Below are 25,401 nucleotides of genomic sequence, written 5' to 3'. Positions count from 1 at the left end.
GTCAATACAGCCCAAAAGGTGAATGAGCAGTACTTTTATTTAGAACATCGCAGCATTGAGCCACATATGTACTAAAATGCTCGCGATATAACCCAGCGCAATGACAGGTGTCCAACGCAAATGGGCACCAAAGGTGTAAATCCCCCTCGCTTGTCCCATTAACGCGACCCCTGCAGCACTGCCAATTGACAATAAACTGCCCCCAACTCCTGCGGTTAACGTTACCAGTAACCATTGGCCTAAGGCCATCTCAGGGTTCATCGTCAACACAGCAAACATCACCGGAATATTATCAACAACCGAAGACAACAGACCGATAGCCACGTTGGCATAAGTCGTATCCCAATTGGAATACAAAGCCTCAGATACTAAGCTCAAGTACCCCATAAAGCCAAGGCCACCCACACATAGCACTACACCATAAAAGAACAACAGGGTATCCCATTCAGCGCGGGAGATTCTGCTAAACACATCGAAGGGCACCACACTACCAAGCTGCTGAAGACGCTGCTCGTCCTGACGCAATTCAGCCTTTGCACGTTCGCGGGCAACGGAACGATTGAAGGTTTTACGCAGATAAAAACCAAAGAATTGTAAGAAACCTAATCCCGTCATCATACCCAATACAGGCGGCATACCTAAGAAGGAATGAGCACACACTGCCGTAGCGATTGTGAGTAAAAACAACGCAACAATTCGCTTAGCACCCGGCTTAGTATAAACATGCTCTTTTTCTGGCTCTGGCACGAAATGTGGGATAAACACACTCATAATGGCAGCGGGTAATGCAAAGTTCACTAAAGCAGGAATAAACAGATGGAAGAAATCGCTAAAGTGCACTAATCCTTTTTGCCACACCATTAAGGTCGTGATATCACCAAACGGACTAAACGCACCACCCGCATTAGCCGCAACAACAATGTTGATACAGGCTAGGGTGATAAACTTGCGTTGCCCTGCCCCCACCTTCATCACCACGGCACACATCAATAGCGCAGTCGTTAAATTATCTGCCACGGGTGAGATAAAGAACGCCATAAACCCTGTCAACCAAAATACGGTTCTTAGACTAAACCCACGGCCAACAAGCCAACCACGAATGGCATCAAACAAATTTCGCTCTTCCATAGCATTGATATAAGTCATTGCCACGAGTAAGAAGAGTAAAAGCTCTGCATATTCAAGCAAGTTATGTTTGAATGCCGCTTCCGACACTTCAGACATACCATTTTGTACATACACAAAACCTATCATGCCCCAGATAATCCCTGCTGCGACCAGCACAGGTTTCGACTTGCGTAAATGTAACGACTCCTCAGCCATCACCATTATGTATGCAAGCACAAACACAAAGACGGCAACATAACCCACACTCGATGCGGTTAAATTAAGCCGTTCTATCCCTTCTGTCATAGCCCATGCTGCAGGTGAGAATCCGCTCAATATTGCAACGCAGAATAGACTCCAGAACGCCATTCCACTGCCTTTAAACAACCGCTGTAATTTCATTAAAGTTCATCTCTACGTAGGAAATTAGTCGAAAATTACCATAGCTTCGGCATAGTAAATGTTGATAAAACGCAACTTTCTATGCATTACCCTATAACCAAAGGCGTTTAAAACATTAATTTTTGTATAACTACAGCGATAACTAATAAAGAAACATTTAACTTAGTCTAAAAAGAGCCAATAAAAAAGCACCTCAAAGGTGCTTTTTAGTTTCTAAATCAGTGTCACAGCATTAGAAGGAATATAACAAGGTCATATTGGTTTCTGTATCTGTACTTTTCTTATTATCCAACGGCTCGCTGTTGTAGCGCACAATAATGGCAAACTTCATTGCTAATGCGCCGATAATATTCGCCGTTAACGAAGTTTCAGAGCGGGCATCGAGCTTATCACCGTAATCGGCAACGAAACGTTGTTGGAATTTAGAGGTGTCAGTGATTTCGGTTTCAAAGTTGATCACACCGTGAGCAACGACGCTGTCATTGGTGTCATGGCCTTCGATAAGTGCTTGCTCTGTATCAAGACGCTGATAGATATAACCTGGACCGACTTCGACATCTAAAAAGGTCTTACTAGTATCATAGAATCTATAACCATAACCCGCTGCGCCAGATAGCGTGTAATCATAACCTGTGAACGGATCAACTTCATAATTACCGTTAGCAAACAAGTAGCTACGATCTGTCATCTTGTAGTTACCTTGTGCGCCCGCTAAATAGCGTTTCGCGGTAACAGAACCTGTATCCTCTTTATATAAACCTTCGAGTAAGTACTGATTCTCCCAATCGCCAAGCTCATGCTTAAGATTTAAACGCCCTTTGAATGATGAGGTTTCAGTGTTACCTGTGGTTAAGGTTGCACCAAGCTCAGCTTCACCTGCGAATGTCTCATCGCCTTTTACAAAATCGGCCCCAGCTGTCGCCATAAAAGGTGCAGTCATTAATAGTGCTGCGGTCAGTACTTTCTTCATGTTTATCCGTTCCTGTTCCGTTAAATCCAATCCCTATAAATATCTGTTCGTCCCAGCGATGCTGAATAAGCACATATTAATAAGGGTTAGTATTTTCCCCTGAAAATCTGCGCGATATTAACATTTACGATTAAAAAATGAAAATTGCAGCTATTTTAAGTATAAAAAAACCGCTTTAGCGTAATGCCGTTCACTTAAGAGTGGACGGCATTTTTCTTTGGTCTAACTGGAAACTTGTTTTTGCTCATTTTAAGGACTCTTGGATAAGCTCTTTCCCGTTTACCATCCAACTTAAATTGCCGTGCATTGCGTTCTATATCCAATACGTCTCTCGGGACATTCCTCGGTGCTTGTGATGACAGTTGTGTCAACTTGAAGATGATATAACTCGTCGCATCCCGAAAACTCAGTTGATTGGGGTGGACCGATGGCAAGCTTTTAGCCATCAGTAACATCTTATATCGGATGAGATTGTAGGCCAGTAGCACGCCGAGTCACCAACTCCGGCAGTTGGCTGCGGAGCGTAAAACGGCTCTCCAACAGATGTTGTTTCATCTCTCTGTAGCCCTGTTCTATTTCCCATCAATGGGCATATAAGTCGACGATGTCTTCGCTGGGGTAACGCATCGGGTCAGTCAACGAGGTCAAAATGGCGACTGACTTACCTTTCACGGTCTTAGTGAGTAAACGCCCTTCAAGGGTATCAGGGAGCTGCGGCCATTTCTTTCTGGCCTGAGGCGTCGTGGTGAGTTTCACCCACTGGTCATGTTTTCCCAGCGTTCGAACCACCTCATATTGAGTGCCTTTCTTCAGTGGCAACAACCAGTGGCTATCAGGTTGCGCTTGCTACCAAGCGTGCAGAAGGCCGAGCGAGTAAAATCCTCGGTCAAATAGGGTTGCTGTGATTGGGAATGCTAGGAATGAGCTGAGATGCTAAGTTCATTTCATTTTCGACAACCGAATCAAAGGCGCTGTTGACCAACAAATGGCGGCTTAACTCCATCAAGCAAACCATGCGAATTTGCGGATAAGCCGCTTCGCCTGAAGCGTTTGCGGTACGCGCAAAGGCGGCTTGATTTTGGACACTATCGGATGTCCGCCACACTGCACCGTCAACACCATACAAGTTAAGACCGCACCAATGAGGGTGTTCAGCTCTCGCGTGCCAGGTATTAGCGCTGCGACTAAACACTTCTCGAATAACCTCACTGCCCAATCGTTTACGCGCCTGAGTCACGGCGCTGCGTGCAACATAATCAATCTCTTGCGGCAAAACAATGTCGAGTTTGTTGATGAGTAACCGAACAGACTCCCCTCGGAACAAAGCCATTCCGATAACGGCCCAAATCATCGCATCCATCGGTAATTTACGTCGTCTTAACGTCGCAACGCCCTGAGAGTCCAAACAAGATTGAATTAACTTAGGTTCTAACACATCAGCTAAGCAGGTGAATTCGGTTAGGCGGGTAATATGAGTGCGGGCGAGTACTTCTGAGAGTTGCATAAAAAATCCGATGACATGAGGTCATCGGATTTTGAGCTTTCAGCGAGATCGTCAAGCGATCTGTCTTAACTGTTCGGCACTAAGCCTTAATGGCTCCCTTTTTCTATTACGCTCTAAAGAAATATGTCTAGGAACGCAGGCCTATTCCGCGCGAGACTAAGTAATACGCTAAGGTCCAAAGTGCGACGCAGAAACCGATCATAATGGCAATGGATAATGGCACGCTGATATCGGCGAAGCCTAAAAAGCCGTAGCGGAACACGTTGATCATATAGACCACAGGGTTAAGTGCCGACACGCCTTGCCAAAATGGGGGCAAGAGTGACAGGGAGTAAAATACGCCGCCAAGGTAAGTTAATGGGGTAAGCACAAAGGTGGGGATGATACTAATGTCGTCGAAGCTTTTAGCAAAAACAGCGTTAATTAAGCCACCCAATGAAAATAACACTGAAGTTAAAAACACTGTCATCACCACTAAACCTGCATGATGTAAGCTAATGTCGACAAAGAACATGGCCACTAACGTCACTATCAGGCCAACACACAAACCGCGCGCCACGCCGCCACCTACGTAGCCAGCAATCAGCACATAATGGGGCACAGGTGCCACCATCAACTCTTCTAAATTACGTTGAAACTTGGCACTGTAAAATGAGCTAGCGACATTCGAGTAAGAGTTAGTGATCACCGACATCATGATCAAACCAGGGGCGATAAACTCCATATAAGATACGCCGCCCATTTCTCCAATCCGGCTGCCGACTAAGTTACCAAAAATCAAAAAATACAAGGTCATGGTAATCGCTGGCGGGACTAAGGTCTGGATCCAAATTCGCGTAAAACGATTAATCTCTTTACTTAAAATACTTTTAAAGGCAATAAAGTAGAGCTGATTCATGCTGAGGCTCCCTGAGTTTTCTTCACGAGTTCGACGAAGAGTTCTTCTAACCGATTAGACTTGTTACGCATCGATAGCACTTCAATATTGGCTGCGCTCAATTGGCTAAAGACATCGTTAAGATTATGCTCTTTCGCTACATCCACCTCTAAGGTATGAGAGTCGGTTAAGCGACAAGCCATGCCATCGAGCACAGGGGCCGTTCCAGTATCGCGACGAAGATCGAGAATAAAAGTCTCCATATTCAGCTTACTCAGCAACGCCTTCATGCTAGTGCATTCCACTAAAATACCTTTATCGATAATGCCGATATTACGGCAAAGCATTTCCGCTTCTTCAAGGTAATGAGTGGTCAGGATGATCGTCACGCCCTGCTGGTTAATTTGTTTGAGAAACTCCCACATAGAGCGGCGCAGTTCAATATCCACACCTGCGGTAGGTTCATCTAAAATCAATAATTTAGGTTCGTGCATCAGGGCGCGCGCAATCATTAACCGTCGCTTCATGCCGCCGGATAATTCCCGCGAAGGGCTATTGCGCTTTTCCCACAGATCCAGTTGACTTAAGTATTTTTTGGCACGCTCAAGGGCGATAGGTTTTGGCACACCATAGTAACCCGCTTGATTCACCACAATTTGCAGCACGGTTTCAAACTGGTTGAAGTTAAACTCTTGTGGCACTAAACCAATGCAGAGCTTGGCGTGTTCTAGCTGCTTATCAATATCATAATCAAAGACTTTGACCGTACCTGAACTCTTCTGCACTAAGGAGCTAATAATACCAATCGTGGTGGATTTACCCGCACCATTGGGGCCTAGCAAGGCAAAGAAATCCCCTTGATTGACGGTGAGGCTGATGCCTTTGACCGCTTCGACGCCGCCTTTATAGGTTTTTTTAAGCCCTTCGAGTACCAGAGCATGGGTAATATTCGCCATATTTGTACCGATCCTTACACATTAGAAAGTAATAAGATGGTGCTAAAAAACACAATTACAATGATGGGTTGCAGAACTAAAGCAAAAAAATAGCTAATTGATTGAAAAGACAATCTTTAATGATTCAATCATTAATACTTTTTATATTGCCGCAAAAAGCAAAACTCCCGCCTGCTGCGGGAGTTTTAAACTGTATCGGACACTTAATCGAGTGGTACGACTTTGGCGATATAAGGTAGATTGCGATACTGCTCGGCATAATCAATACCATAACCTACGATAAACTCATCAGGGATAGTAAAACCGATAAAATCGACCTTCACATCCACTTCACGACGTTCAGGTTTATCCAGCAGGGTGCACAGTGCAAGGCTCTTAGGCTCCCGCAGTAACAACATCTCGCGCACTTTGCTTAACGTATTACCTGAGTCAATCAAGTCTTCCACAATCAGCACATCGCGACCGGCGATATCTGATTGCACATCTTTCAGCACTTTCACATCCCGTGAGCTGGTCATAGTATTGCCATAACTGGAAACCGACATAAAATCGATTTCAACATGGCCTTTAATGCGGCGACACAGGTCAGCCATAAAGACCACAGAGCCTTTTAACAAGCCTACCATCAGCAGACGTTCACTGTGGGCATAATGGGCATTGATTAGCTCGGCCATTTGATCCAATTTCTGGCTTATCTCTTCAGCAGAGATCATCACTTCGGTGGTGTGTTTCATATAAGTCTCAATTGTCGAGGTCGCGGTTAGACTGTTTGTCATAACCCCAGCGACTCGTTAATGCATGGTCAACGCCCAAATGATCGAGAATTCGAGCGACCATGAAGTCTACCAGATCTTCTACCGATTTGGGATTGTGATAAAAGCCGGGTGCAGCGGGCATAATGGTCGCGCCGAGGCGAGAAAGGCTTAACATATGCTCTAAGTGTATGGCACTAAAAGGAGTTTCCCTCAGTACTAGGATAAGTTGGCCGCGCTCTTTAATCACCACATCGGCGGCGCGTTCGAGTAAATTATTACTCATTCCGGTAGCAACTGCCGCTAACGTCCCCGTTGAGCAAGGACAAATCACCATTTGTTTAGGTGCAGCGCTACCCGATGCAGGCGGTGAAAACCACTCATCTTTGCCTAATACCACTAACTCGCCAGCAATAATCACGCCTTTTTCGTGCAGCAAAGCCAACAGCTGGGCATGGGCTTTGTCACTGTTGGCGCTTAACTGTAAGCCGTGTTCCGTCGCCAATACCACTCGAGCGGCACTGGAGATCATCATAAACACTTGATATCCCGATACCAACAGACACTCGAGTAACTTAAGCCCATAGGGAGCACCCGAGGCGCCCGTCCAAGCTAAGCTAATCGCCTTAGTCGACTTTGCGTAGGCCATCTTAGCTAACCTGCTCTACAGTTGAAGCCTGTTCTAATGCGGCCAGCAGCTTCTTATGTAACCCACCAAAACCACCGTTACTCATCACCACTATGGTGTCGCCTGCTTTGGCGGTTGCTGCGACTTTCGCGACCACATCATCAATTTGATGTAACACAGTCACAGGGATCACCGCCGCTTCCATAGCTTCTTTCATATTCCAGTCGATGGTATCGGCTTGATATAAAAAGGCTTCGTCGGCTTGCATCATAGAAAAAGCTAAGGTGTCTTTATGGACACCGCTCTTCATGGTATTTGAGCGCGGCTCGAGTACCACAGTAATCTTGCGCTGCCCAACCTTAGCCCGCATGCCTTTTAACGTGGTCGCAATGGCCGTCGGATGGTGGGCAAAATCGTCATATACGCTCACACCGTTAACGGTTCCGAGTAATTCGAGTCGACGCTTAGGTGGCATAAACTTAGCTAAAGCTTCAATTGCAGCACTCGGCTTAACGCCCACGTGGCGTGCGGCAGCAATGGCCATCATGGCGTTTTCAATATTGTGTTGACCAATCAAATCCCATTCGAGAATGCCTTGAGATTCGCCATCAAAAAATACTTCAAAGCGATGGCAATCATCACTTAACGCTTTGCCATACCAACCGCTGGTCGATTCGGCTAAATGATAGGTTTCTTGCTCACTCCAACAACCCATATCAATCGTTTGCTTAACAGCATGGGAATCGGCGGGCCAAATGATCTTGCCTTCACCAGGAACGGTGCGAACTAAGTGGTTAAACTGTTTTTGAATCGCAGCCAGATCGGCAAAAATATCGGCATGATCGAACTCAAGATTGTTGATCACTAAGGTACGCGGATGATAATGCACGAATTTCGAACGTTTATCGAAGAAGGCACTGTCGTATTCGTCGGCCTCAACCACAAAGAAAGCGGTCTTACCTAAACGTGCCGACACACCAAAGTTTTGCGGTACGCCACCGATTAAGAACCCAGGCTCATAACCACAATCATCTAAAATCCAGGCTAACATGCTAGATGTCGAGGTTTTACCGTGAGTGCCAGACACTGCCAGCACCCAACGCTCAGGCAAAATATGATCGGCTAAAAACTGCGGGCCAGAAGTATAAGGGATGCCAATGTTCAACACAGCTTCCACACAAGGATTACCCCGGCTCATGGCATTACCAATGACAACTAAGTCAGGATAGTGCCCAGCTTCACCCAGCTGGCTAGGATCAAAACCTTGAATAAGCTCAATGCCTTGGTCCTCTAGTTGCGTGCTCATTGGAGGATAGACATTGGCATCCGAGCCCGTCACTCTGTGCCCTTTGGCCCTAGCCAATAACGCTAGACCACCCATGAAGGTTCCACAAATCCCTAAAATATGTACGTGCATACCGCTCGCTCTGATGTGTTGAATTCACCGCCATTCTAATCCATCGGGCGACAGATTGGCAGGTAACAATCGGTGAAAAGCACTGCAATCGCAAATGACAGTTTTTAAATCCGTAGATTTCACATTTGAGCTGCAGAACTGAGATTTTTAGATAACAGGTCAACTAACACAAGGCCGAAAACTGTCGCAATGCAGGGTACTATACCCAAACAACCTGAAGATGCAGGATTCAGCGGGAGTTTAACGCACTTTAGGCAAGGCGGTTATTTGCAGACCTAGCGGGCTAAGTTAAAAATAACCAACGCAGCATAAAGTGCGTTAAAACCCGCCGGAACGGAGCGCCTAGGGCACTTCACTTCCGTGTTGCATCAATTCAAAAGGTGGCCGACATTCTGTCATTGATGCGCCTTGAATTGAAGCACCCTAGGCGCTCTGAAACTCGTATCTTCAGGTTGCTTGGGTATAGCGTAAGTCACGGTAGAGCTGAGCGTGCTGGCTACGGTGACGACTAAATAAGAATTGACGTAACGCTTCACGCTCTTCGGTTTCGGCCTGAAACTTAACGAAAGCCAGACCTTTCTCGCTACGAATAGGCTCGATATCGACGCGCATAGTCTCGCCATTGGGCAATTGTAATTGCAGATCTTTACTGCCTAACAATTGTTTAAATTGCTGCTGTGATTTAGCACGAATGGCCATGCCAGAACTAGATAGCGAGGCAACAGACCATTGCTCACCTTGATCGTGGTCGAATATCCACACATCATCGGCTTGAGTTAACCGCCAACTGCGCTCCACTCCCGAGGCATCTAGCACTTCAGGTACACCTAAAGTGGGTTGAAACTGACCAAAGTCATCCACTTTCATCAGTAGCGGAAACCAGAGTTTATAGGGCCCGACTTCGGCCAATAGAGTGAGTTTTGCCTTACCGAGAATCGAGGCGATAACTTGCGGCACTTCAGTTGTGACTGTGAGCACATGATTGATCAGGGGATCGTTAGTCAAGGCAGTGCCCACACGAGTCGGCGAAAAAAGTTCGCTAAAACAAGCAAGCTCCTCCGCGGATAATCGAGGTTCATCCATCATGATAAGTCCTCCCGAGTTAAATTCCTTACCCCAAAAAGTACCACCAAAGTATGGGATTGTACATTTTTACACCAAAACAGTGGCAAAAAACGGAATATAGGCTAGCAAGGCTAAATTCAAGACTCTATTAGCCATTTGCGCTATTTAACTTGGAAAATGCAGTGGATTGTTATTCCTCGCTTTTTAAACTGCTGGAAGGTGGAGCAAACAAGATACGCAGTCGTTGTTTAACACTCAACCCTGTCGCTGTGACCTCTGCAAACATGTCTCGCCATTCACTAAAAGTCACTTTAAAGGGATTAAAACTATTCACTGGCTTAGTTATGCCGTAAATCACAGTATCTACCTCGGGCTCAAAAGTGCCAAACAGCTTGTCCCAAATAATCAGCACACCCGCATAGTTTTTATCTATATATTGGGGATTACGACCGTGATGCACCCTGTGATGTGATGGAGTATTGAAGACCCATTCCAGCGGTCCGAGTGATTTAATCGCTTGGGTATGCACAAAAAATTGCAATCCCAGATTGAGTAATACCACAAACACCACCCAGTTTGGATCGAAACCTATGACCACCAGCGGTAACCAAAATACCCACATGCCTGCAAAGGGATACATTAAACTCTGACGAAACGCAGTGCTAAAATTCATATTCTCAGAGCTATGGTGCACCACGTGAGCCGCCCACATCCAGCGGACTCTGTGGCTCGCCCTGTGGAACCAGTAATAACAAAAGTCCTGCGCGACCATCAAAGCAATAAAGCTCAATGGGCCCATTTCAATATCGAGTAACTTCCAACCAAAAATCGCCAAATACAGCTTAGCGATCAACAAACCAGTGAGTAAATCAGCACCTTGATGCATGGCCGCGAGGCTGAAATTACACAGCACTTCTTGGCCGCGATAACGTGCACTTAACGGTAGCCTTTGTCTTTTATCGCCAAAGTACCATTCCAGCAAAATACACACGAAAAACAAAGGTGCGAGCACCAGCAGTAACAATTCTGGGTGCTGGATCAGCGAGGCGATATCCATATAAGATCATCCTGTTCTATTTTTATTTTATGGTTATTTTTATTGTTACTTTTATAAAAATTCTGACTGCATTCTATAAACCGCATTCAACGCCACAACGCAGGCAGCTGCGATCCGTTAGTCGCCGTTAGCTACCAGCGGGCATAGTGATCTTCGGCGAGCCCCAGAACATTATTTATCTGGTAACTGTGTCCTTGATTATCGGTAATCATGCCGCTGAAATGACCGATGAATTGGCGAAAATTACTCTTAAGCAAGAGCAAATTACGCTTTTCACTGCGACAATTGCGCGCCGCAAACTGCAAATCCACTTGGCCATTTTGACTGTAGACTCGCCAAACCTCGGCGCCGAGCGTGGCATGGCGATCAAACTCAAATTGCACTGGTCCGAGTAAATGACGTTCACCATTAATCCAAAAGACATTTTCAGTAGCCCCAGTTTCATTGACACCCGCCGCTAAATTAAGTCCCATAATGCCCTCATGGATCCGCGCGTTAATTGACGCCCAGCGCCAACTGGTATCACGGCGCATGTAACCCGCCGAAAAGTCATAGCCTGCTAAAGCTTGATTCAGCGGCTGCGGCTCATGACCCACAGTCAAACTACCTTTAACGGTCAAACCATTATGCTTTTGTGTGTAAGTCCAGCCGTTGTATCCAGTAGGACTACACATAGCCATAGGCAAACTTAAGGGGGCTGAGTGTAAAGTTACATCGGCTTGAATGTTTTTAGTATCAATGATTAACCGCCAACCGCCCTCTACAATTTCAAAGCTTAACTGCGCCCCTTTACGGCCAATACTACTTCGCCCCTCGGCGGGCGATGGCGTCATCTGATAGCCAAACCTCAAAGGTTTTAACCAATCAAGCTGGGTGAGTGTGTTGGTTTTTATATCGTATAAATAACAAAAAGCACTGCCGACGTAGGCAATATCGGCAAGCGCGATGCCTAGGACATAACGCGGCGTGACCAAAGAGACAAACTGAAATTGTTTATAATCGAAATGCTTAGCCCACGCTGAAGCAGGTTTATCCATGGTATCAAAATAGGTAAAGTCCGCTAAACCTAGGGTTTTGACTATGCCATCGAAATGACCAAAATGGGGTAACCCCTTCGAATTGATCAGGCTATCTGGGGCGATTTGCGTTGCTATCGTTAACATGGCTAAGCCTTACAAAAAAGACGCGGGAGCATCTATGCTCTCTCATTCTAAACATCGAATTTTTACTCTAACCTGTCCCCCATTGCATTAAAAGAGTGCAAGGACAAAATGTTGTTATTTTGTTGCCAGTCAATATTCGGTTTAATGTTTTAAATTCCTTGTTTGTAAAACGATTAAAGCGCCTAAAGGCGCTTTAATCGTTGGATAAGGAGAGATTAGAATCGGTAACTAATACCAAAGTTGATCCCCTGTAATTCAAGCTCTTTCATCGGGATATATTGGTATTCCAAATTCAAACCAAATCCTGACTTAAATCGATATTGCCAGCCTGCGGCGCCATAAAAACCGACATCATCCGAGTCCATATCCTGTTTATCTATCTCATAGCTGACTTGAGTATAAGCAGCGCCTAATTTGGCATACAGGCTGTTACCACGAGACAAAGCATACTCACCGTAAGCGGCGGTTCTAACACCTTGGTAACGTAAATCTTTTATCTCACTGATGACGCTAACAAGCGCACTCGCCACTCCACCTGAACCCGCTAAATAACCCGCCTCAAACCCAAAATGCTCGTTGAGCATATAGCGGTAATATAAGTCGCTGGTTAAGGTGTCACCCGCATCATATTTACCGTTCTTAGTTTCAAACTCTTGGGTACCGTAACCTAAACTACCACCCAGTATATGGGCAGAATCGCCCGCGAGCGCATTGGAGCTCATCATGCCTGACGCCAGCATCAGGCCAACAAATAACGAAGTGAATGATATTTTTTCCATATTTAACCTGCCTTCCATGCCTTGTAACTATGCGAATAAATGATGTGAATGCACAGAAAACACGGATGTGAATAATGAGCACAAGATATTAGCAATAAAAGCTGTACCTCAACTGAATCACGGTGTTCTGTGGCATCAAAAGTGATTTCTGGTATGCTGTAGCCACTTTTACTTGTACGAGAGATCCCATGAAACGGCTATTACTGACCTTGACTTTCCCCCTGCTGTTCGCGGGCTGTGCCAGCCAAAATCCGACTCATATGGCTTTCAGCCCTCAAGTGCCCAATATCAGCCAACAAACGGCGCAACTTGTACCTATCGCTCTTGAAACGGTAGATACACGCACAGTCGATTATGTTGCTCGTTTTATTGAAGAAGGGACAAAAACACGTTTAGTTGGCCCGAGCGAACCGCCTAAACTGTTACTCGATGAAGTATTCCGCGCAGGTTTTGCTCAAGCGGGCTACCAAATCGACCCAAGCGCAACTAATTCAGTGCAAATTCAATTAGAAGAATTGCAAATGGATATCACTAAAAAGACCTTTGGCTATGAGGCAAAACACAGTGTGTTAATCGCAGTTCAAGCCAAAAACTCCACCCAAGAGCTGGTTAAACGCTATAAAGCCAAAGGCACTTTAAAAGGTCCTTTAACGCCCGATTTTGCAACCTTAGAACTGGATATGAACAAATTGCTCGGCCAACTTACCGGCGAGATTCTAAACGATCCTGAGCTTAATCAGTTTCTACAAAAATAACAGCGTCAGTTTATTATAAGGAAATCAATATGCTCCGTTGGATATCAGCCCTCTTACTCATCTTTATGAGTCATCATAGCCTCGCACTCGACATTCAGGCCGATACCTTGTATCCCAGAGTCGAATTTGATACTAGCTTAGGCAAAATCGTGGTCGAGCTAGATAGAACTCGTGCACCAATCACTGTCGATAACTTTTTAACTCATGTCGTTAAAGGCGAATACGACAACACAATATTTCACCGCGTGATCAGTGACTTTGTGGTGCAAGGCGGCGGACTCACCCCCAAGTATGAAGAGCTCCCCGAGGGTAAGCCGATAGTCAACGAATCAGGAAATGGCCTAACAAATAGCATGGGCACTATCGCCATGGCACGTGAAAACGAGCCGCACTCAGCCACTCGTCAGTTCTACTTTAACGTAGCCGACAACACTAAACTCGATCCCTCTAAACGTCGTTGGGGTTATGCCGTATTTGGTGAAGTGATTGAAGGTAAAACCGTCCTCGAAGCTATGGCTGTCGTTGAGACAGGAACTAACACTAAGCTCAATTGGCCCGATGTTCCTGTTACCCCTATCATATTGAAAAAAGCCAAATTATTACCAAAACAGTAATCAAAATATAATTTCGAGCAAAAGCGCTAATTTTGCATCTATACTGTGATAGTAAACAGAAAGGAGGCAAACGATGACGGCAACTGAGTTCATCGATAATAAAGCGCCCCAACTCGCCTTCTATGGAAAAGCGTTTTTGAGTGAAGAACTCGACTTCCATGAAGTGCAACTTTACTTATGGGACACGTTAGAAGAATGGCAGCAACTGAATTCGACTGGCGAAGCGCAAACTGAAACTGAAAAAGTGTTTTGGCACTTGCTCCACAGCTTTAACAGGTGGCCTGACTGTGTGATCCGCGGTAATCAATATCTGCGTAAGCAAGTAAATGATTGCTGTGACTACCTGAGTTTAGGAGGCCGAGTGCCGCAGGGATGCATCGGGATAAGACCTTAAGTTCAGCATTCCTATCGATAAAAAATGGCCCTGTAATAGGGCCTTTTTTATTTCGTAAACCAATTCCTCGTGTGTACATTATTACGCTCTCCTTACTATCAAGATCTATGCTAGCGATAAAGATAAGCGGTAAACTTTTAGCTACAAGCAGTTAACTCTCGAGCCATATTCAACCATCTTATAGTGCTAAACGGGACTCCAAAGTAAAAGGAATACCATTAGCCCTTGAACCCTATGGCACCTTACCCGTAAGCTAAGCGGATTAAACACTTAGACTCATGCCTATGTCCGCAACAGGTTTTATTCAACGTACACTCGATGCCCTCAGTGTCTATTATCACAAGCGGGTTTTGATCCTGTTATTACTGGGTTTTTCTGCTGGTCTACCATTAATGCTGGTATTTTCAACGTTATCCTTTTGGTTGCGTGAAGCTGGTGTTGATCGCACTTCAATCGGTTATTTCAGCTGGATAGCCTTAGCCTATGCGTTTAAATGGGCTTGGTCACCCTTAGTCGATCGGCTTTCATTGCCGCTGCTAACTCGATTTCTAGGCCGCCGCCGTAGCTGGATGCTGTTCGCTCAGTTGTTATTGGTTGGTGCCATCTTAGGCATGTCTTTTAGTGACCCTCTCAAAGATCTCGAGCGCTTGGCACTGTTCGCATTAATGGTCGCCTTTGCCTCAGCCACCCAAGATATTGTTATTGATGCCTTTCGGATTGAATCAGCCCCAGAAAAGATGCAAGCCGCACTAGCAGCGGCCTATCAAGTGGGCTATCGCAGCGCCATGATTATCGCCACCGCAGGCGCACTCACCATAGCGGCTTGGGTTGAACCCGGTAACACGGCATACAACTTAGTGGCATGGCAAACTTCTTACCTGATTATGGCAGGATTGATGTCTGTTGGGATTTTGACCACGCTTTTTAGCCGCGAACCCGAAGTCGATACCCGCGCCGCCGATGCCACTGAATTAGCGCTAAAACAACGCTTAAGTGCACGTTATCCTAGAATTATCGCAGCGGGCATATCTTGGGTATATACGGCCAGTATTTTACCCTTTATCGACTTTTTCAAACGCTATGGCCGCAGCGCTATCCTCATCTTATTACTGATTTCTTGCTACCGGATCTCGGATATTGTGATGGGGATTATGGCGAACGTCTTTTATGTGGACATGGGATTCACTAAGGAAGAAATTGCCTATTTAAGTAAAATCTATGGCCTGATCATGACCTTAGTCGGCGCAGCCTTTGGCGGCGTTCTGTTAGCTCGCTTCGGAACTATGAAAATCCTTTTCCTCGGTGCCTTACTGGTTGCCGTAACCAATCTGCTATTCGCGTGGCAGGCAGTGATTGGCTACAACGTGCCCTTTTTAACCTTTGCTATTTCCGTGGATAACTTCAGCGCTGGGATAGCCACGGCGGCATTTATTGCCTATCTCTCGAGTCTCACTAGCAACGGCTACAGTGCAACGCAATATGCCTTACTGTCTTCGATTATGTTGCTTTTCCCTAAATTTATCGCGGGCTTCTCGGGCGCTTATGTCGACGCATTTGGCTATGTGAACTTCTTTGTCGCTGCCAGTGTTATTGGCTTTCCAGTGTTGTTTTTGGTTGTCTTAGTCAACAAGTATGCCCCGCATCCAAGCACATCATTAATGGATGATTCGTCAAAAAGTGCACCAACAAACTCGGATTAAGGTCTCATAGCACTTATGTCATCAATATAAAAAAGCCCTCACACCTTAGTGTGAGGGCTTTTTTATATTTAAAGACGAAATGGCAAACGCGATACTGCATCACGTTAAACCAATTCTGCTCGATTAATCTTTAAAGTTATCAAATTGGAAAGGCTGGCCTAACTCAGACTCACGTGCCAACGCCATGACAGCTTGTAAATCGTCACGTTTTTTACCTGTAACTCGTACTTTCTCGCCCTGAATAGACGCTTGTACTTTAAGTTTGCTGTCTTTAATTAGCTTGACCAGTTTTTTAGCAATTAAGGTTTCTATACCTTCTTTAAACTTCACTTTTAGGGAGAAGGTTTTACCGCTGTGGATGGCTTTCTCATCGACTTCCATCGAAGACGGATCCACATTACGTTTGCTCAGTTGCATACGTAAAATGTCCACTAATTGTTGGCATTGGAAGTCATCTTCAGCGGTTAACGTGACCACATGATCCTTATATTCCACGTCAGCCGTTTTACCGCGAAAATCGAAACGTGTCGCCAGCTCACGCTTAGTATTATCAACCGCATTACGCAGTTCAACTTCATTCACTTCTGACACAATATCCATTGAAGGCATAGTTTTTATGTCCCATATCAAATTAATATGCAGCTAGTTTACCCACACACAAGCCTAAGTTGAAGGTAAAGCCTAGAATAAAAGCGTAATCATGGGTGACTTTAGCCACACATTTTCCTATCATTGCCCCACTCTAAGCTAATACAAACATATTTGTGATAACTAAAAATACCCTATTTAAGCTGGCTTTAGCCGTAGCCTTTGTCGTGATCAGTTATCTGGTATTTTCCAGACCAACCTATTCGCAAAGTATTCCGAATATCGACAAGGTAGGCCATCTTGGAAGCTTTTTTTGCCTCTCCTATCTCACCTATCTTGCTTTCAAACCTAAGTGGTATTGGTTATCTCTCACACTGGCAAGCTACGCCATTTTAATTGAGTTGGTGCAATCACGTTTGCCCTACCGTAGCGCTTCTGTGGGTGATGTTATTGCCGACTTTTCGGGTATTGCACTGTTTTACTTTTGCAATTGGGCCTATGGCAAATACTTCCGCGCAGCGCAATTGCGAGAAGATTAACTCAGGCGCTTCAAACTGGTACTGATGACCGATACCTTAAGGCTACAGATATGACTCATGCTGTGAACATAAATCGCGTGGTGGATATTGCGATTTTAGGTGCTGGTGCCGTTGGGCAGCTTATTTGCCACCAACTGACTACAGCGGGCATGGGTGTTGGTCTTATCGGCCGCGATTCAATTGCATCTATACAGCAGACACTTAGCGTCACTCCATTAGCGCTGGCCAATGATAATCAACATAAAACACAAGCACTCCAGTATTCTGTGCCTATCTTAGCGGCCAATGCGCTCGTTAATATCCGCCTCGTGATTGTCTGCGTCAAAGCCTATCAAGTGCTCGATGCACTTTTGCCCTTACTTAACCAACTGCCCAGACAATGCCACATTTTGTTGTTACACAATGGAATGGGACCTCATTTAGCCCTAGCGCCGCTAATTGATGCGCAAGCTGATGACAGAGGGCTAAGCCTAGGGACAACTTCCCAAGGGGTGTTACGTCAAGCCAGTTGGCAAATTAGGCAAACTGGACAAGGGCTAACTCAATTTGGGCATTTTGCAGGTACAGAGCTCACTGAGCATTATCGCAATGCTTTACTGGCGGCTATCCCCAACAGTGAATGGGTGGATGCCATTGTGCCTTGTCTATGGCAGAAACTCGCCGTTAATGCCGCGATTAATCCGCTTACAGCACTATATCAATGTCCTAATGGCACACTCGCCGAGCCAGGTTTTAGTGACATGATTAAAGGCATTCTCGACGAGTTAGTCACGGTTGCCACACTCGAGGGCGTGCCTCTCGATAAACAATTGTTACACGACAGGGTCTATCAGGTGATCCGCCTCACTGCGGGGAATTTCTCATCGATGCACCAAGATATTGCACACCAAAGACGAACTGAGATAGACCAAATTAATGGTTATATCTGTGAGCGTGCACAAGCGCACGGTTTAAGTGCACCAGTTAATGCTGACCTCTGGGCGCGCGTCAAACAGCTAGAAGCTTAAGCAAGAAAACTCACATAACAAAACTAAATATAACATTATGTTTAATTGATATAATTTTTAATTTTTTGCTAAATCCCCACTTTTTATTTACCGCATTAAAACGCGAATTCCCCTAGTGCCATACTCACTCGGCTTTTGCCGCACTCATGCTAGTCAAGCAAATTTAACTTGCACCAACAATACGCACCAAATCAGGGCAGATTAACTTTGCCTTGCACCGTTTTACATCAAAATTTTAAGCTATTTCGGTGCATTTTAATGTTAACGCAATGATAATAAATGCTTTATCTATATGGCCTAATTCCTGCTTTATTCCAATAAATTAAGTCTGCAGCTTGTTGGAGAGAAAATTGAAACTGGTCACCGCAATCATTAAACCATTCAAATTAGACGATGTACGTGAAGCTTTAACCCAGCTCAGCGTCCATGGCATGACAGTCACTGAAGTACGTGGTTTTGGCCGCCAAAAGGGCCATACGGAATTGTATCGTGGTGCTGAATATGCAGTGGACTTTTTACCTAAGATTAAACTCGAAGTTGCCATTCATTCCGATCAAGAAGATGCCGTTATTGATGCCATTATTGCTGCAGCCCATACGGGCAAAGTGGGTGATGGCAAAATCTTTGTGACTTCGTTAGAACAAGTGGTGCGCATTCGCACTTCGGAAGAAGGAGTTGATGCCTTATGATGCTTGTGAGCTTCAGACTCAGTATTAAATACCTATTGATATTATTCAGTATATTGACGATGAACGCCGTCGCCGATGATGGTCAATTTAGCGCTGCAAATACAGCGTGGATCTTAAGCTCATCCGCATTAGTGTTGTTGATGACCCTGCCAGGATTAGCCTTGTTTTACGGCGGTTTAGTTCGCAGTAAAAACGTGCTTTCAATATTGATGCAATGCTTCTCTATTGCCGCCCTAGTGTCAGTTTTATGGTTCGGGCTAGGTTATTCACTCGCATTCGACACAGGTAACAGTTTCATCGGTGGCTTAGACAAAGCACTACTGTCAGGTATTGGTCGCGATAGTCTTAGCGGGGATATTCCCGAGCCGCTGTTTATGCTATTTCAAATGACCTTTGCCATCATAACGCCAGCCTTAATCATCGGTGGTTTTGCCGAGCGAATGAAGTTTTCAGCTGTGCTTATCTTTTCAGGTGCTTGGTTATTACTGGTTTATGCGCCGATCACCCACTGGGTTTGGGGCGGTGGCTGGTTAGCACAGCTAGGACTGTATGATTTCGCAGGCGGAACCGTGGTGCATATCACCGCAGGGGTTGCTGCGCTCGTGGCAGCTAAAGTGCTAGGTCCTCGCAAAGGATTTTTAAACTCGGCGATTATGCCGCACAACCTGACGATGACTGTCACAGGTGCGGGCATGCTGTGGGTGGGTTGGTTCGGTTTTAACGGCGGCAGTGCGCTAGGCGCTAACGGCACCGCTGCCATGGCGATTCTAGCCACTCATCTCGCCGCTTCTATGGGCGCGATGACATGGGCGGCAATTGAGTGGATTAAGTTTGGTAAACCCAGCGCCCTTGGCATAGCCACAGGCATGGTAGCCGGCTTAGGCACTATCACTCCCGCCTCTGGTTATGTTGGCCCAGCAGGCGCCTTAGTCATAGGTTTACTCGGTGGGATCGTGTGTTTTTACTCAACGGTTTATATCAAACAGAAACTTAAAATCGATGACTCCTTAGACGTTTTCCCCGTGCACGGCGTCGGCGGTATTCTTGGTACTCTTTTGGCAGGAGTCTTTAGCTCGACCCAATTAGGCGTTTTTAGCGGCTACGGTTTTGCGACGATGAACAACACTATGATAGACCAACTTGGGGTACAGATTATCGGGGTTGCGGCGACATTCACTTATACTGCGGTGGTCACTTGGTTGCTGTTTGTGATCATCCGTAAGCTACTTGGCGGCCTTCGCGTCAGCACAGAACAAGAAGTTAACGGCTTAGATTTATCGGAACACGAAGAAACGGGTTATAGCCTTTAATCAGAACCTCGAGCCAGAACCTTTAGTTAAGACAGTTGAATAGCCATAAGGGTACCAAGGCGCCCTTATGGCTGACTTACATCATGATGCTACTTTTTGAAATGTTCGACTAACCATAACTTTAAATCCGCCAACTTCATCGGCTTAGCAAAGAGATAACCTTGTAAAAAATGGACTTGGCGACTGGTCAAATAATCTGCCTGCTCCTGGGTTTCAACCCCTTCAGCCACCACCACATAATTCATCTTATGGGAGAGCTCAATAATGGTATCGAGCACGTGGGAAGTCACGGAATCCTGCCCTATGGTATCGATGAAGCATTTATCGATTTTCAAGTAATCTAATGGCATAGTTTGTAACAAAGATAAGGTTGTTTGCCCAGTACCAAAGTCATCGATAGCCACTAAAATCCCCAACTGGCGTAAGCTTTCAATGCGCAGGCAAATATCCGGCGTTAATAATTGCCGTTCGGTGATTTCGATTAAAGGCTTAACGCCAATACGATCCAAAGAATCCCGCAGATGAATAAATTTCGACTCGATATCATCTTGGGTGAAATGCTCTGGCGCCACGTTGAACGCGACTCTAAAGCCCGATTCAACCTTCATATTAGCAAAATCTTTTAATGCCTTTTCGAAGATATAATTGGTCAATGGAACAATCAGCTTGCTCTCTTCGACGATAGGAATAAACAAATCAGGCCGTACTAAGCCCATTTGTGGGTGCTGCCAACGCACTAATGCCTCGACTCCTTTGGCCTTGCCGTCCTCAGCACAGATCACAGGTTGATAAACCAAAAAGAACTCTTCGTTCTCTATCCCGCTACGAATATCATCAGCAAGGGAGTGACGAGATAACCGTGAATAGAGCACAAACAAGATAGAACCCGTAATCAAAATAATGCTAAAGGGTAATGAGATGGCAAAAAATATCCAAAAAAAATGCCTAAAAAAAGCAGGTGACATTTCTAGTAACACCGAAAAACGATGATCCTCAGAATCTAAAGTCATTACCTCATTTTTGATAAACTCGAGTGATTCAGGAATCGTTTTACCATTGATGGATAAAGCGACATTGATAACTGCGCTAGGAAACACATCGGGCTGTACAAAGGAATCTAATAAATATTGTCCTTCTATAATGACAGCAGCGCCGTGTTTAGATTTAGGGTCCCATTTAGATGACACTATCGCGGGCACCTCAGGCATAAAAGGCGTGCCCGTAATAATAAACTGGTTAGATATTTCAAGATTTTCGGTAGCACTAACAATGCTCAGGGGAGTATCAATATCACCGGTTTTAGAAGAGCAATAAACATGTTGTGAATCATATATTAAAGCCGAGCGAAAGTAGGGTTGGAACAACATATAGTTGTATAACTCTTGACACTCAGAATCCTTCAATGCCAATGCATAATGGCTGATTTCATTAGCATGGGACACCAAAGTATCAATATGACTCACATAAATAGCCCCCACACCTTTGACTTTATCTTCAACAAAATACTGTGCAGAGAGATAACTTGCGACAGCAGCAATTCCAATTGGAAACAATATGACTGCCAGCCATTGCCATAATGGCAGATTTAATTTTGCTAACTTTTTTCGCATATATCCTTAACTCACACAGCGCTCGGTTAAAAATGGTATCAAAATCTATGGAGCAAGACGTGTGTATATTTGTATCTCAGCGAATGTTTGCTTGATATAAATACACTGAATCGAGTTCTATTTTAGTCTAAAAAACCAGCATACCTTCTATTAATTTAGTCTATTCCCACATCACCAAAATAGCGGCGATAGCGATCAAGACTAACCCTAGCATATCTTTTATCTTTACTTTTTCCTTCAGCCAAAAGGTGGCAATCAAGATCATAAAGAAAACTTCAACTTGGCCTAAGGTTTTAACATAGGGCACAGCCTGCAACGACATAGCACTAAACCAACCGATAGAACCTAAACAACTGGCGGTACTGGTGAGTAAGGTTAGCTTAGGTCGCTGCCATAACGCGGCCAGTGTGGATTTATCCTTAAGTAACAGATAACTGACTAACACTAAGGTCTGTAGACTAATCACGAATAACAGCACCCAAGCAGCGCTATGGGGGAAACCCACATTCAAACATAAACTCGCTTCTCGTACCCAAAGCGATGTCAGCGCAAACGAAGTACCGCAAGCCAAACCAATCAATACCGTATTGAGCGACAGACTTCGCAGGCCTTGTTTGGCACTCATGAGAAAAATTGCCACACCACCCAACAACACTCCCGACCAACCTAAAAGGGATAAATGCGTCCCAAAAAACACTGTGCCTAACACAGCCGCGACCACAGCTTCACTCTTGGCTAGCCCAGCACCAACGGCAAAGTTCTGTTGCTTGAACAATTTCACCATCAAGCCCGTCGCGAGGATTTGCATCGCCGATGCTCCGAGAATAAAACCGATAAAACGATCGCTAAAATCGGGGATTCCGACATCCTGCCAAAGATATAAGCTCGCCAGATACACGGCGGCAATCGGCCCAGCCCAAATAAAACGCGCTAAGGTCACGCCCGCAACACTCACTTCTTTACTCAGCTGGCTTTGAAACGCATTACGCCAAGCCTGCATAAATGCCGCCAGCAAAGTGAGTAAGATCCACATAAAGGTATTCCGTAAAGAATCTGGTCGGCTATAAAAACAAGATTGTTAGGCAAAGCCCATCATAAAACATTAATGTTTCAGATAGCTACGGGGCTATACCAATCACATTCCTCGACTGAAAAACAAAAGCCCCGAACGAGTCGAGGCTTTAGGATTAAGTCACTAATTCATTAAGTCTTAGCTTGCGATTACTTACTGGTATCGATTGGCTCGAAGGATTTAACCAAATCGTCGATCGCTTTCATTTGCTTCAGATAATTTTCTAACTGATGCAAAGGCAGCGCACATGGGCCATCACACTTAGCGTTATCAGGATCAGGGTGCGCCTCAATGAATAGACCCGCTAAACCCAGCGCCATACCACTGCGCGCTAACTCGGTCGCCTGTGCGCGACGTCCACCCGCTGAATCTGCACGACCACCAGGGCGTTGCAGCGCATGGGTCGCATCGAAAATCACCGGATAGCCAGATTGCTTCATCTCGTCCATACCCAACATATCAACGACTAAGTTGTTATATCCAAAGCTTGAACCACGTTCACACAGGATGATCTCGTCATTACCCGCTTCGTTAAACTTAGTGATGATATGGCGCATTTCATGTGGTGCTAAAAACTGTGGCTTTTTCACATTGATGATAGCGCCAGTTTTTGCCATCGCGACAACCAAATCAGTCTGGCGTGCTAGAAATGCAGGTAACTGAATAATATCAACTACTTCTGCCACTGGCGCACACTGATGCACTTCATGCACATCGGTGATCAAAGGTAAATTAAAGGTCTTTTTAATCTCTTCAAAAATCTTTAAGCCTTCCTCCATACCTGGACCGCGGTAAGAGTTGATCGAAGAACGATTCGCCTTATCAAAAGACGCCTTAAATATATAAGGGATCCCCAGCTTTTGAGTCACTTCGGCGTAGGTTTCAGCAATCGACATAGCGAGATCGCGAGACTCAAGCACGTTCATGCCACCAAACAACACGAAAGGTTTATCGTTGGCAATCTCGATTGAACCTAGGTTTATGATTTTATTACTCATCGCAACTTCTCTCTAAAATGCTGGAACCTTTCCCAGCGGTGAATAGGAGCTAAGGCGGTTATACCGCAACTAACTGTAAAATTTGACCACAAATCCATGCCATATAGGTTCCTAACGCATAACCTAATACGGCTAACAGTACGCCCACGGGTGCTAAAGCGGGGTGAAATGCCGCCGCAACTACAGGGGCTGACGCAGCGCCACCCACATTCGCTTGGCTGCCTACGGCCATATAAAATAACGGGGCTTTAATCAGCTTAGCCACCAGTAACATAAAGCTTGCGTGAACGATCATCCACACAATACCAATTAAAAAGTACAATGGCGTATCGAGCACCTTACTCACATCCATATGTAGACCAATGGTCGCAACTAAGATGTAAAGGAATGCTGAAGCCACTTTTGATGCCCCCGCCGCCTCTAAATGACGCACTGGGCTGAATGACATCGCCAAACCAATCGTTGTGACTATTACCACTAACCAGAAGAATTTAGAGGTTAAACTGTAATCTGCGGTCCAAGGATAGTTCACTTCAAAAAATGGCCCCAGAAAATCAGCGGCGATATGAGCAATACCTGTGATACCAAAGCCTACAGCGACAATCAGCATAAGATCGCGCAGATTAGGAATGCGTGCATTTTCAGCGTGATACTTTTCAACTTTATCTTTTAACGCTTCAATAGCAGAAGTATCCGCACCGGTTTTAGCATCGATCTCTTTCGCTTTTGAGGCTAGAAACAGCAGCACTGCCATCCAAATATTGGCGACTATCACATCGACTGTCACCATCACAGAGAAAATATTACCGCCCACGTCATAAATCTCTTTCATTGCAGCTTGGTTTGCGCCCCCACCAATCCAGCTCCCCGCTAAGGTCGTCATACCACGCCATACCGCATCGGGGCCATCGACCCCAATTAAAGAAGGTTCAATAACCGACACCAGCAACAAGGCGATAGGGCCGCCGATAACGATACCGACAGTGCCGGTTAAAAACATGATCAAAGCTTTCGGACCTAAACTTAAAATAGCTTTTAAATCAACGCTTAAAATCAATAAGACTAAACAAGCTGGCAGCAAATAACGGGATGCAACAAAATACAGTTGTGAGGTATTACCATCGATTACCCCAAAGGTGTTCAATAACGATGGCAAGAAATAGCACAATAAAAGGGCGGGAATAAAACGATAAAACTTCTGCCAAAAAGGATGACTACTGCTACTGGTATAAAATACAAAACCTAGAATTGTCGCGAGTATTCCTAACGCCGTGGCATCGTTCGTCACTAAAGCCGTGCTTGTCATGCTAATTTCTCCCTGTCGATACAGTTATTATTTTTATTAGAGACTTAACTTTTAAGTCCCTGGGTCAAACTTTCATCTGCCCAGTGTTATTATTTTTGCGGATTGAATTCGTTAATAAAAGTTGAATAAATAAGAAGAGCCC

24 protein-coding genes and 1 pseudogene are annotated in these 25,401 nt (G+C 45.2%); 8 read left to right on the top strand and 17 right to left on the bottom strand.

Going from position 1 to position 25,401, the window contains the following annotated elements:
- Positions 1 to 39: 39 nt before the first annotated feature.
- From nhaD to L5L97_RS02980, 12 genes and pseudogenes are all read right to left on the bottom strand, one after another.
- On the bottom strand, positions 40 to 1,509 hold the full coding sequence (gene nhaD, locus L5L97_RS03035; RefSeq protein ID WP_105250095.1) for a sodium:proton antiporter NhaD: 1,470 nt from the start codon (positions 1,507 to 1,509) through the stop codon (positions 40 to 42).
- Positions 1,510 to 1,741: 232 nt separating this feature from the next.
- The gene (locus L5L97_RS03030) at positions 1,742 to 2,479 is read right to left on the bottom strand and encodes a YdiY family protein (RefSeq protein ID WP_028761626.1); all 738 of its coding nucleotides are present in this window, start codon (positions 2,477 to 2,479) and stop codon (positions 1,742 to 1,744) included.
- Positions 2,480 to 2,673: 194 nt separating this feature from the next.
- Positions 2,674 to 3,983 (bottom strand): annotated as a pseudogene (locus tag L5L97_RS03025) (IS4 family transposase).
- 127 nt (positions 3,984 to 4,110) lie between these two features.
- Complete coding sequence (locus L5L97_RS03020) at positions 4,111 to 4,881, bottom strand: ABC transporter permease (RefSeq protein ID WP_006080287.1); 771 nt, start codon at positions 4,879 to 4,881, stop codon at positions 4,111 to 4,113.
- Positions 4,878 to 5,816 (bottom strand): ABC transporter ATP-binding protein, encoded by a 939-nt coding sequence (locus tag L5L97_RS03015; RefSeq protein WP_263181964.1) that lies wholly within the window; start codon positions 5,814 to 5,816, stop codon positions 4,878 to 4,880. Before L5L97_RS03015 ends, L5L97_RS03020 begins: the two co-directional genes overlap by 4 nt.
- 203 nt (positions 5,817 to 6,019) lie before the next feature.
- On the bottom strand, positions 6,020 to 6,550 hold the full coding sequence (gene hpt, locus L5L97_RS03010; protein ID WP_028761726.1) for a hypoxanthine phosphoribosyltransferase: 531 nt from the start codon (positions 6,548 to 6,550) through the stop codon (positions 6,020 to 6,022).
- 7 nt (positions 6,551 to 6,557) lie between these two features.
- Positions 6,558 to 7,217, bottom strand: a complete 660-nt coding sequence (locus L5L97_RS03005) for a flavin prenyltransferase UbiX (RefSeq protein ID WP_263163829.1) — start codon at positions 7,215 to 7,217, stop codon at positions 6,558 to 6,560.
- Position 7,218: 1 nt separating this feature from the next.
- Positions 7,219 to 8,613, bottom strand: coding sequence for a UDP-N-acetylmuramate:L-alanyl-gamma-D-glutamyl-meso-diaminopimelate ligase (gene mpl / locus L5L97_RS03000; protein WP_263181963.1), 1,395 nt, complete (start codon positions 8,611 to 8,613; stop codon positions 7,219 to 7,221).
- Positions 8,614 to 9,060: 447 nt separating this feature from the next.
- A complete protein-coding gene (locus L5L97_RS02995; protein ID WP_263139557.1) occupies positions 9,061 to 9,699 on the bottom strand; it encodes a hypothetical protein in 639 nt (212 codons plus the stop codon).
- Between the two features lie 169 nt (positions 9,700 to 9,868).
- Positions 9,869 to 10,735: a sterol desaturase family protein gene (locus tag L5L97_RS02990; RefSeq protein WP_263163832.1), complete on the bottom strand. Its 867-nt coding sequence runs from the start codon at positions 10,733 to 10,735 to the stop codon at positions 9,869 to 9,871.
- Between the two features lie 131 nt (positions 10,736 to 10,866).
- On the bottom strand, positions 10,867 to 11,898 hold the full coding sequence (locus L5L97_RS02985) for a DUF2804 domain-containing protein (RefSeq protein WP_263163834.1): 1,032 nt from the start codon (positions 11,896 to 11,898) through the stop codon (positions 10,867 to 10,869).
- A 215-nt stretch (positions 11,899 to 12,113) separates the two neighbouring features.
- A complete protein-coding gene (locus tag L5L97_RS02980; protein WP_372833719.1) occupies positions 12,114 to 12,638 on the bottom strand; it encodes a porin family protein in 525 nt (174 codons plus the stop codon).
- A gap of 227 nt (positions 12,639 to 12,865) precedes the next feature.
- Between L5L97_RS02980 and L5L97_RS02975 the strand changes: the two genes are divergently transcribed.
- The 4 genes from L5L97_RS02975 to L5L97_RS02960 all read left to right on the top strand — a co-directional run bounded on the left by L5L97_RS02975 (position 12,866) and on the right by L5L97_RS02960 (position 16,140).
- Entirely contained in the window at positions 12,866 to 13,432 is a 567-nt protein-coding gene (locus tag L5L97_RS02975) for a YajG family lipoprotein (protein WP_105250136.1), read from the top strand.
- A 29-nt stretch (positions 13,433 to 13,461) separates the two neighbouring features.
- Entirely contained in the window at positions 13,462 to 14,046 is a 585-nt protein-coding gene (locus tag L5L97_RS02970; RefSeq protein WP_028761870.1) for a peptidylprolyl isomerase, read from the top strand.
- 73 nt (positions 14,047 to 14,119) lie between these two features.
- Entirely contained in the window at positions 14,120 to 14,440 is a 321-nt protein-coding gene (locus tag L5L97_RS02965) for a hypothetical protein (RefSeq protein ID WP_028761869.1), read from the top strand.
- Between the two features lie 284 nt (positions 14,441 to 14,724).
- Entirely contained in the window at positions 14,725 to 16,140 is a 1,416-nt protein-coding gene (locus L5L97_RS02960) for an AmpG family muropeptide MFS transporter (protein WP_131523725.1), read from the top strand.
- Between the two features lie 123 nt (positions 16,141 to 16,263).
- Here L5L97_RS02960 and L5L97_RS02955 read toward each other — a convergent pair whose 3' ends face one another.
- Positions 16,264 to 16,749, bottom strand: coding sequence for a YajQ family cyclic di-GMP-binding protein (locus tag L5L97_RS02955; protein ID WP_006080274.1), 486 nt, complete (start codon positions 16,747 to 16,749; stop codon positions 16,264 to 16,266).
- Positions 16,750 to 16,904: 155 nt separating this feature from the next.
- On the opposite strand from L5L97_RS02955, the gene L5L97_RS02950 reads away from it, so the two are divergent.
- The 4 genes from L5L97_RS02950 (at position 16,905) to L5L97_RS02935 (ending at position 20,273) form a co-directional block, all read left to right on the top strand.
- Positions 16,905 to 17,267 (top strand): VanZ family protein, encoded by a 363-nt coding sequence (locus L5L97_RS02950; RefSeq protein WP_105250138.1) that lies wholly within the window; start codon positions 16,905 to 16,907, stop codon positions 17,265 to 17,267.
- A gap of 50 nt (positions 17,268 to 17,317) precedes the next feature.
- Positions 17,318 to 18,274 carry a ketopantoate reductase family protein gene (locus tag L5L97_RS02945; RefSeq protein WP_263181961.1) on the top strand — a complete coding sequence of 319 codons (957 nt, stop codon included), beginning with the start codon at positions 17,318 to 17,320 and terminating at the stop codon, positions 18,272 to 18,274.
- A gap of 350 nt (positions 18,275 to 18,624) precedes the next feature.
- The gene (locus L5L97_RS02940) at positions 18,625 to 18,963 is read left to right on the top strand and encodes a P-II family nitrogen regulator (protein WP_105250140.1); all 339 of its coding nucleotides are present in this window, start codon (positions 18,625 to 18,627) and stop codon (positions 18,961 to 18,963) included.
- Complete coding sequence (locus tag L5L97_RS02935; protein ID WP_263181960.1) at positions 18,960 to 20,273, top strand: ammonium transporter; 1,314 nt, start codon at positions 18,960 to 18,962, stop codon at positions 20,271 to 20,273. Before L5L97_RS02940 ends, L5L97_RS02935 begins: the two co-directional genes overlap by 4 nt.
- Before the next feature lie 89 nt (positions 20,274 to 20,362).
- On the opposite strand, the gene L5L97_RS02930 is transcribed toward L5L97_RS02935, so the two are convergent.
- From L5L97_RS02930 to L5L97_RS02915, 4 genes are all read right to left on the bottom strand, one after another.
- The gene (locus L5L97_RS02930; RefSeq protein WP_263181958.1) at positions 20,363 to 21,883 is read right to left on the bottom strand and encodes an EAL domain-containing protein; all 1,521 of its coding nucleotides are present in this window, start codon (positions 21,881 to 21,883) and stop codon (positions 20,363 to 20,365) included.
- Positions 21,884 to 22,043: 160 nt separating this feature from the next.
- Entirely contained in the window at positions 22,044 to 22,916 is an 873-nt protein-coding gene (locus L5L97_RS02925) for a DMT family transporter (protein WP_219250387.1), read from the bottom strand.
- A 188-nt stretch (positions 22,917 to 23,104) separates the two neighbouring features.
- Positions 23,105 to 23,953 (bottom strand): 3-deoxy-8-phosphooctulonate synthase, encoded by an 849-nt coding sequence (kdsA, locus tag L5L97_RS02920; RefSeq protein ID WP_105250144.1) that lies wholly within the window; start codon positions 23,951 to 23,953, stop codon positions 23,105 to 23,107.
- 58 nt (positions 23,954 to 24,011) lie between these two features.
- Positions 24,012 to 25,259 carry a DUF819 domain-containing protein gene (locus L5L97_RS02915; protein ID WP_105250145.1) on the bottom strand — a complete coding sequence of 416 codons (1,248 nt, stop codon included), beginning with the start codon at positions 25,257 to 25,259 and terminating at the stop codon, positions 24,012 to 24,014.
- Positions 25,260 to 25,401 lie beyond the last annotated feature (142 nt).

This window comes from Shewanella sp. SM71, from assembly GCF_025653905.1.
Lineage (GTDB): Bacteria > Pseudomonadota > Gammaproteobacteria > Enterobacterales > Shewanellaceae > Shewanella > Shewanella oncorhynchi.
The sequence above is the reverse complement of the archived record's forward strand: the minus strand, read 5'-3'. Positions and strand labels throughout refer to the sequence as shown.

Excerpts from the sequence above, each read along its gene's own strand:
- L5L97_RS02930 (WP_263181958.1), bottom strand. The coding sequence starts at position 21,883 with ATGCGAAAAAAGTTAGCAAAATTAAATCTGCCATTATGGCAATGGCTG.
- L5L97_RS02985 (WP_263163834.1), bottom strand. The coding sequence starts at position 11,898 with ATGTTAACGATAGCAACGCAAATCGCCCCAGATAGCCTGATCAATTCG.
- L5L97_RS03005 (WP_263163829.1), bottom strand. The coding sequence starts at position 7,217 with ATGGCCTACGCAAAGTCGACTAAGGCGATTAGCTTAGCTTGGACGGGC.
- L5L97_RS02990 (WP_263163832.1), bottom strand. The coding sequence starts at position 10,735 with ATGGATATCGCCTCGCTGATCCAGCACCCAGAATTGTTACTGCTGGTG.
- L5L97_RS02915 (WP_105250145.1), bottom strand. The coding sequence starts at position 25,259 with ATGACAAGCACGGCTTTAGTGACGAACGATGCCACGGCGTTAGGAATA.
- L5L97_RS02970 (WP_028761870.1), top strand. The coding sequence starts at position 13,462 with ATGCTCCGTTGGATATCAGCCCTCTTACTCATCTTTATGAGTCATCAT.
- L5L97_RS02980 (WP_372833719.1), bottom strand. The coding sequence starts at position 12,638 with ATGCTGGCGTCAGGCATGATGAGCTCCAATGCGCTCGCGGGCGATTCT.
- nhaD (WP_105250095.1), bottom strand. The coding sequence starts at position 1,509 with ATGAAATTACAGCGGTTGTTTAAAGGCAGTGGAATGGCGTTCTGGAGT.
- L5L97_RS03020 (WP_006080287.1), bottom strand. The coding sequence starts at position 4,881 with ATGAATCAGCTCTACTTTATTGCCTTTAAAAGTATTTTAAGTAAAGAG.
- L5L97_RS02945 (WP_263181961.1), top strand. The coding sequence starts at position 17,318 with ATGACTCATGCTGTGAACATAAATCGCGTGGTGGATATTGCGATTTTA.
- L5L97_RS02935 (WP_263181960.1), top strand. The coding sequence starts at position 18,960 with ATGATGCTTGTGAGCTTCAGACTCAGTATTAAATACCTATTGATATTA.
- mpl (WP_263181963.1), bottom strand. The coding sequence starts at position 8,613 with ATGCACGTACATATTTTAGGGATTTGTGGAACCTTCATGGGTGGTCTA.
- L5L97_RS02960 (WP_131523725.1), top strand. The coding sequence starts at position 14,725 with ATGTCCGCAACAGGTTTTATTCAACGTACACTCGATGCCCTCAGTGTC.
- kdsA (WP_105250144.1), bottom strand. The coding sequence starts at position 23,953 with ATGAGTAATAAAATCATAAACCTAGGTTCAATCGAGATTGCCAACGAT.
- L5L97_RS02995 (WP_263139557.1), bottom strand. The coding sequence starts at position 9,699 with ATGATGGATGAACCTCGATTATCCGCGGAGGAGCTTGCTTGTTTTAGC.
- L5L97_RS03015 (WP_263181964.1), bottom strand. The coding sequence starts at position 5,816 with ATGGCGAATATTACCCATGCTCTGGTACTCGAAGGGCTTAAAAAAACC.
- L5L97_RS02975 (WP_105250136.1), top strand. The coding sequence starts at position 12,866 with ATGAAACGGCTATTACTGACCTTGACTTTCCCCCTGCTGTTCGCGGGC.
- L5L97_RS02925 (WP_219250387.1), bottom strand. The coding sequence starts at position 22,916 with ATGTGGATCTTACTCACTTTGCTGGCGGCATTTATGCAGGCTTGGCGT.
- L5L97_RS03030 (WP_028761626.1), bottom strand. The coding sequence starts at position 2,479 with ATGAAGAAAGTACTGACCGCAGCACTATTAATGACTGCACCTTTTATG.
- L5L97_RS02965 (WP_028761869.1), top strand. The coding sequence starts at position 14,120 with ATGACGGCAACTGAGTTCATCGATAATAAAGCGCCCCAACTCGCCTTC.
- L5L97_RS02955 (WP_006080274.1), bottom strand. The coding sequence starts at position 16,749 with ATGCCTTCAATGGATATTGTGTCAGAAGTGAATGAAGTTGAACTGCGT.
- hpt (WP_028761726.1), bottom strand. The coding sequence starts at position 6,550 with ATGAAACACACCACCGAAGTGATGATCTCTGCTGAAGAGATAAGCCAG.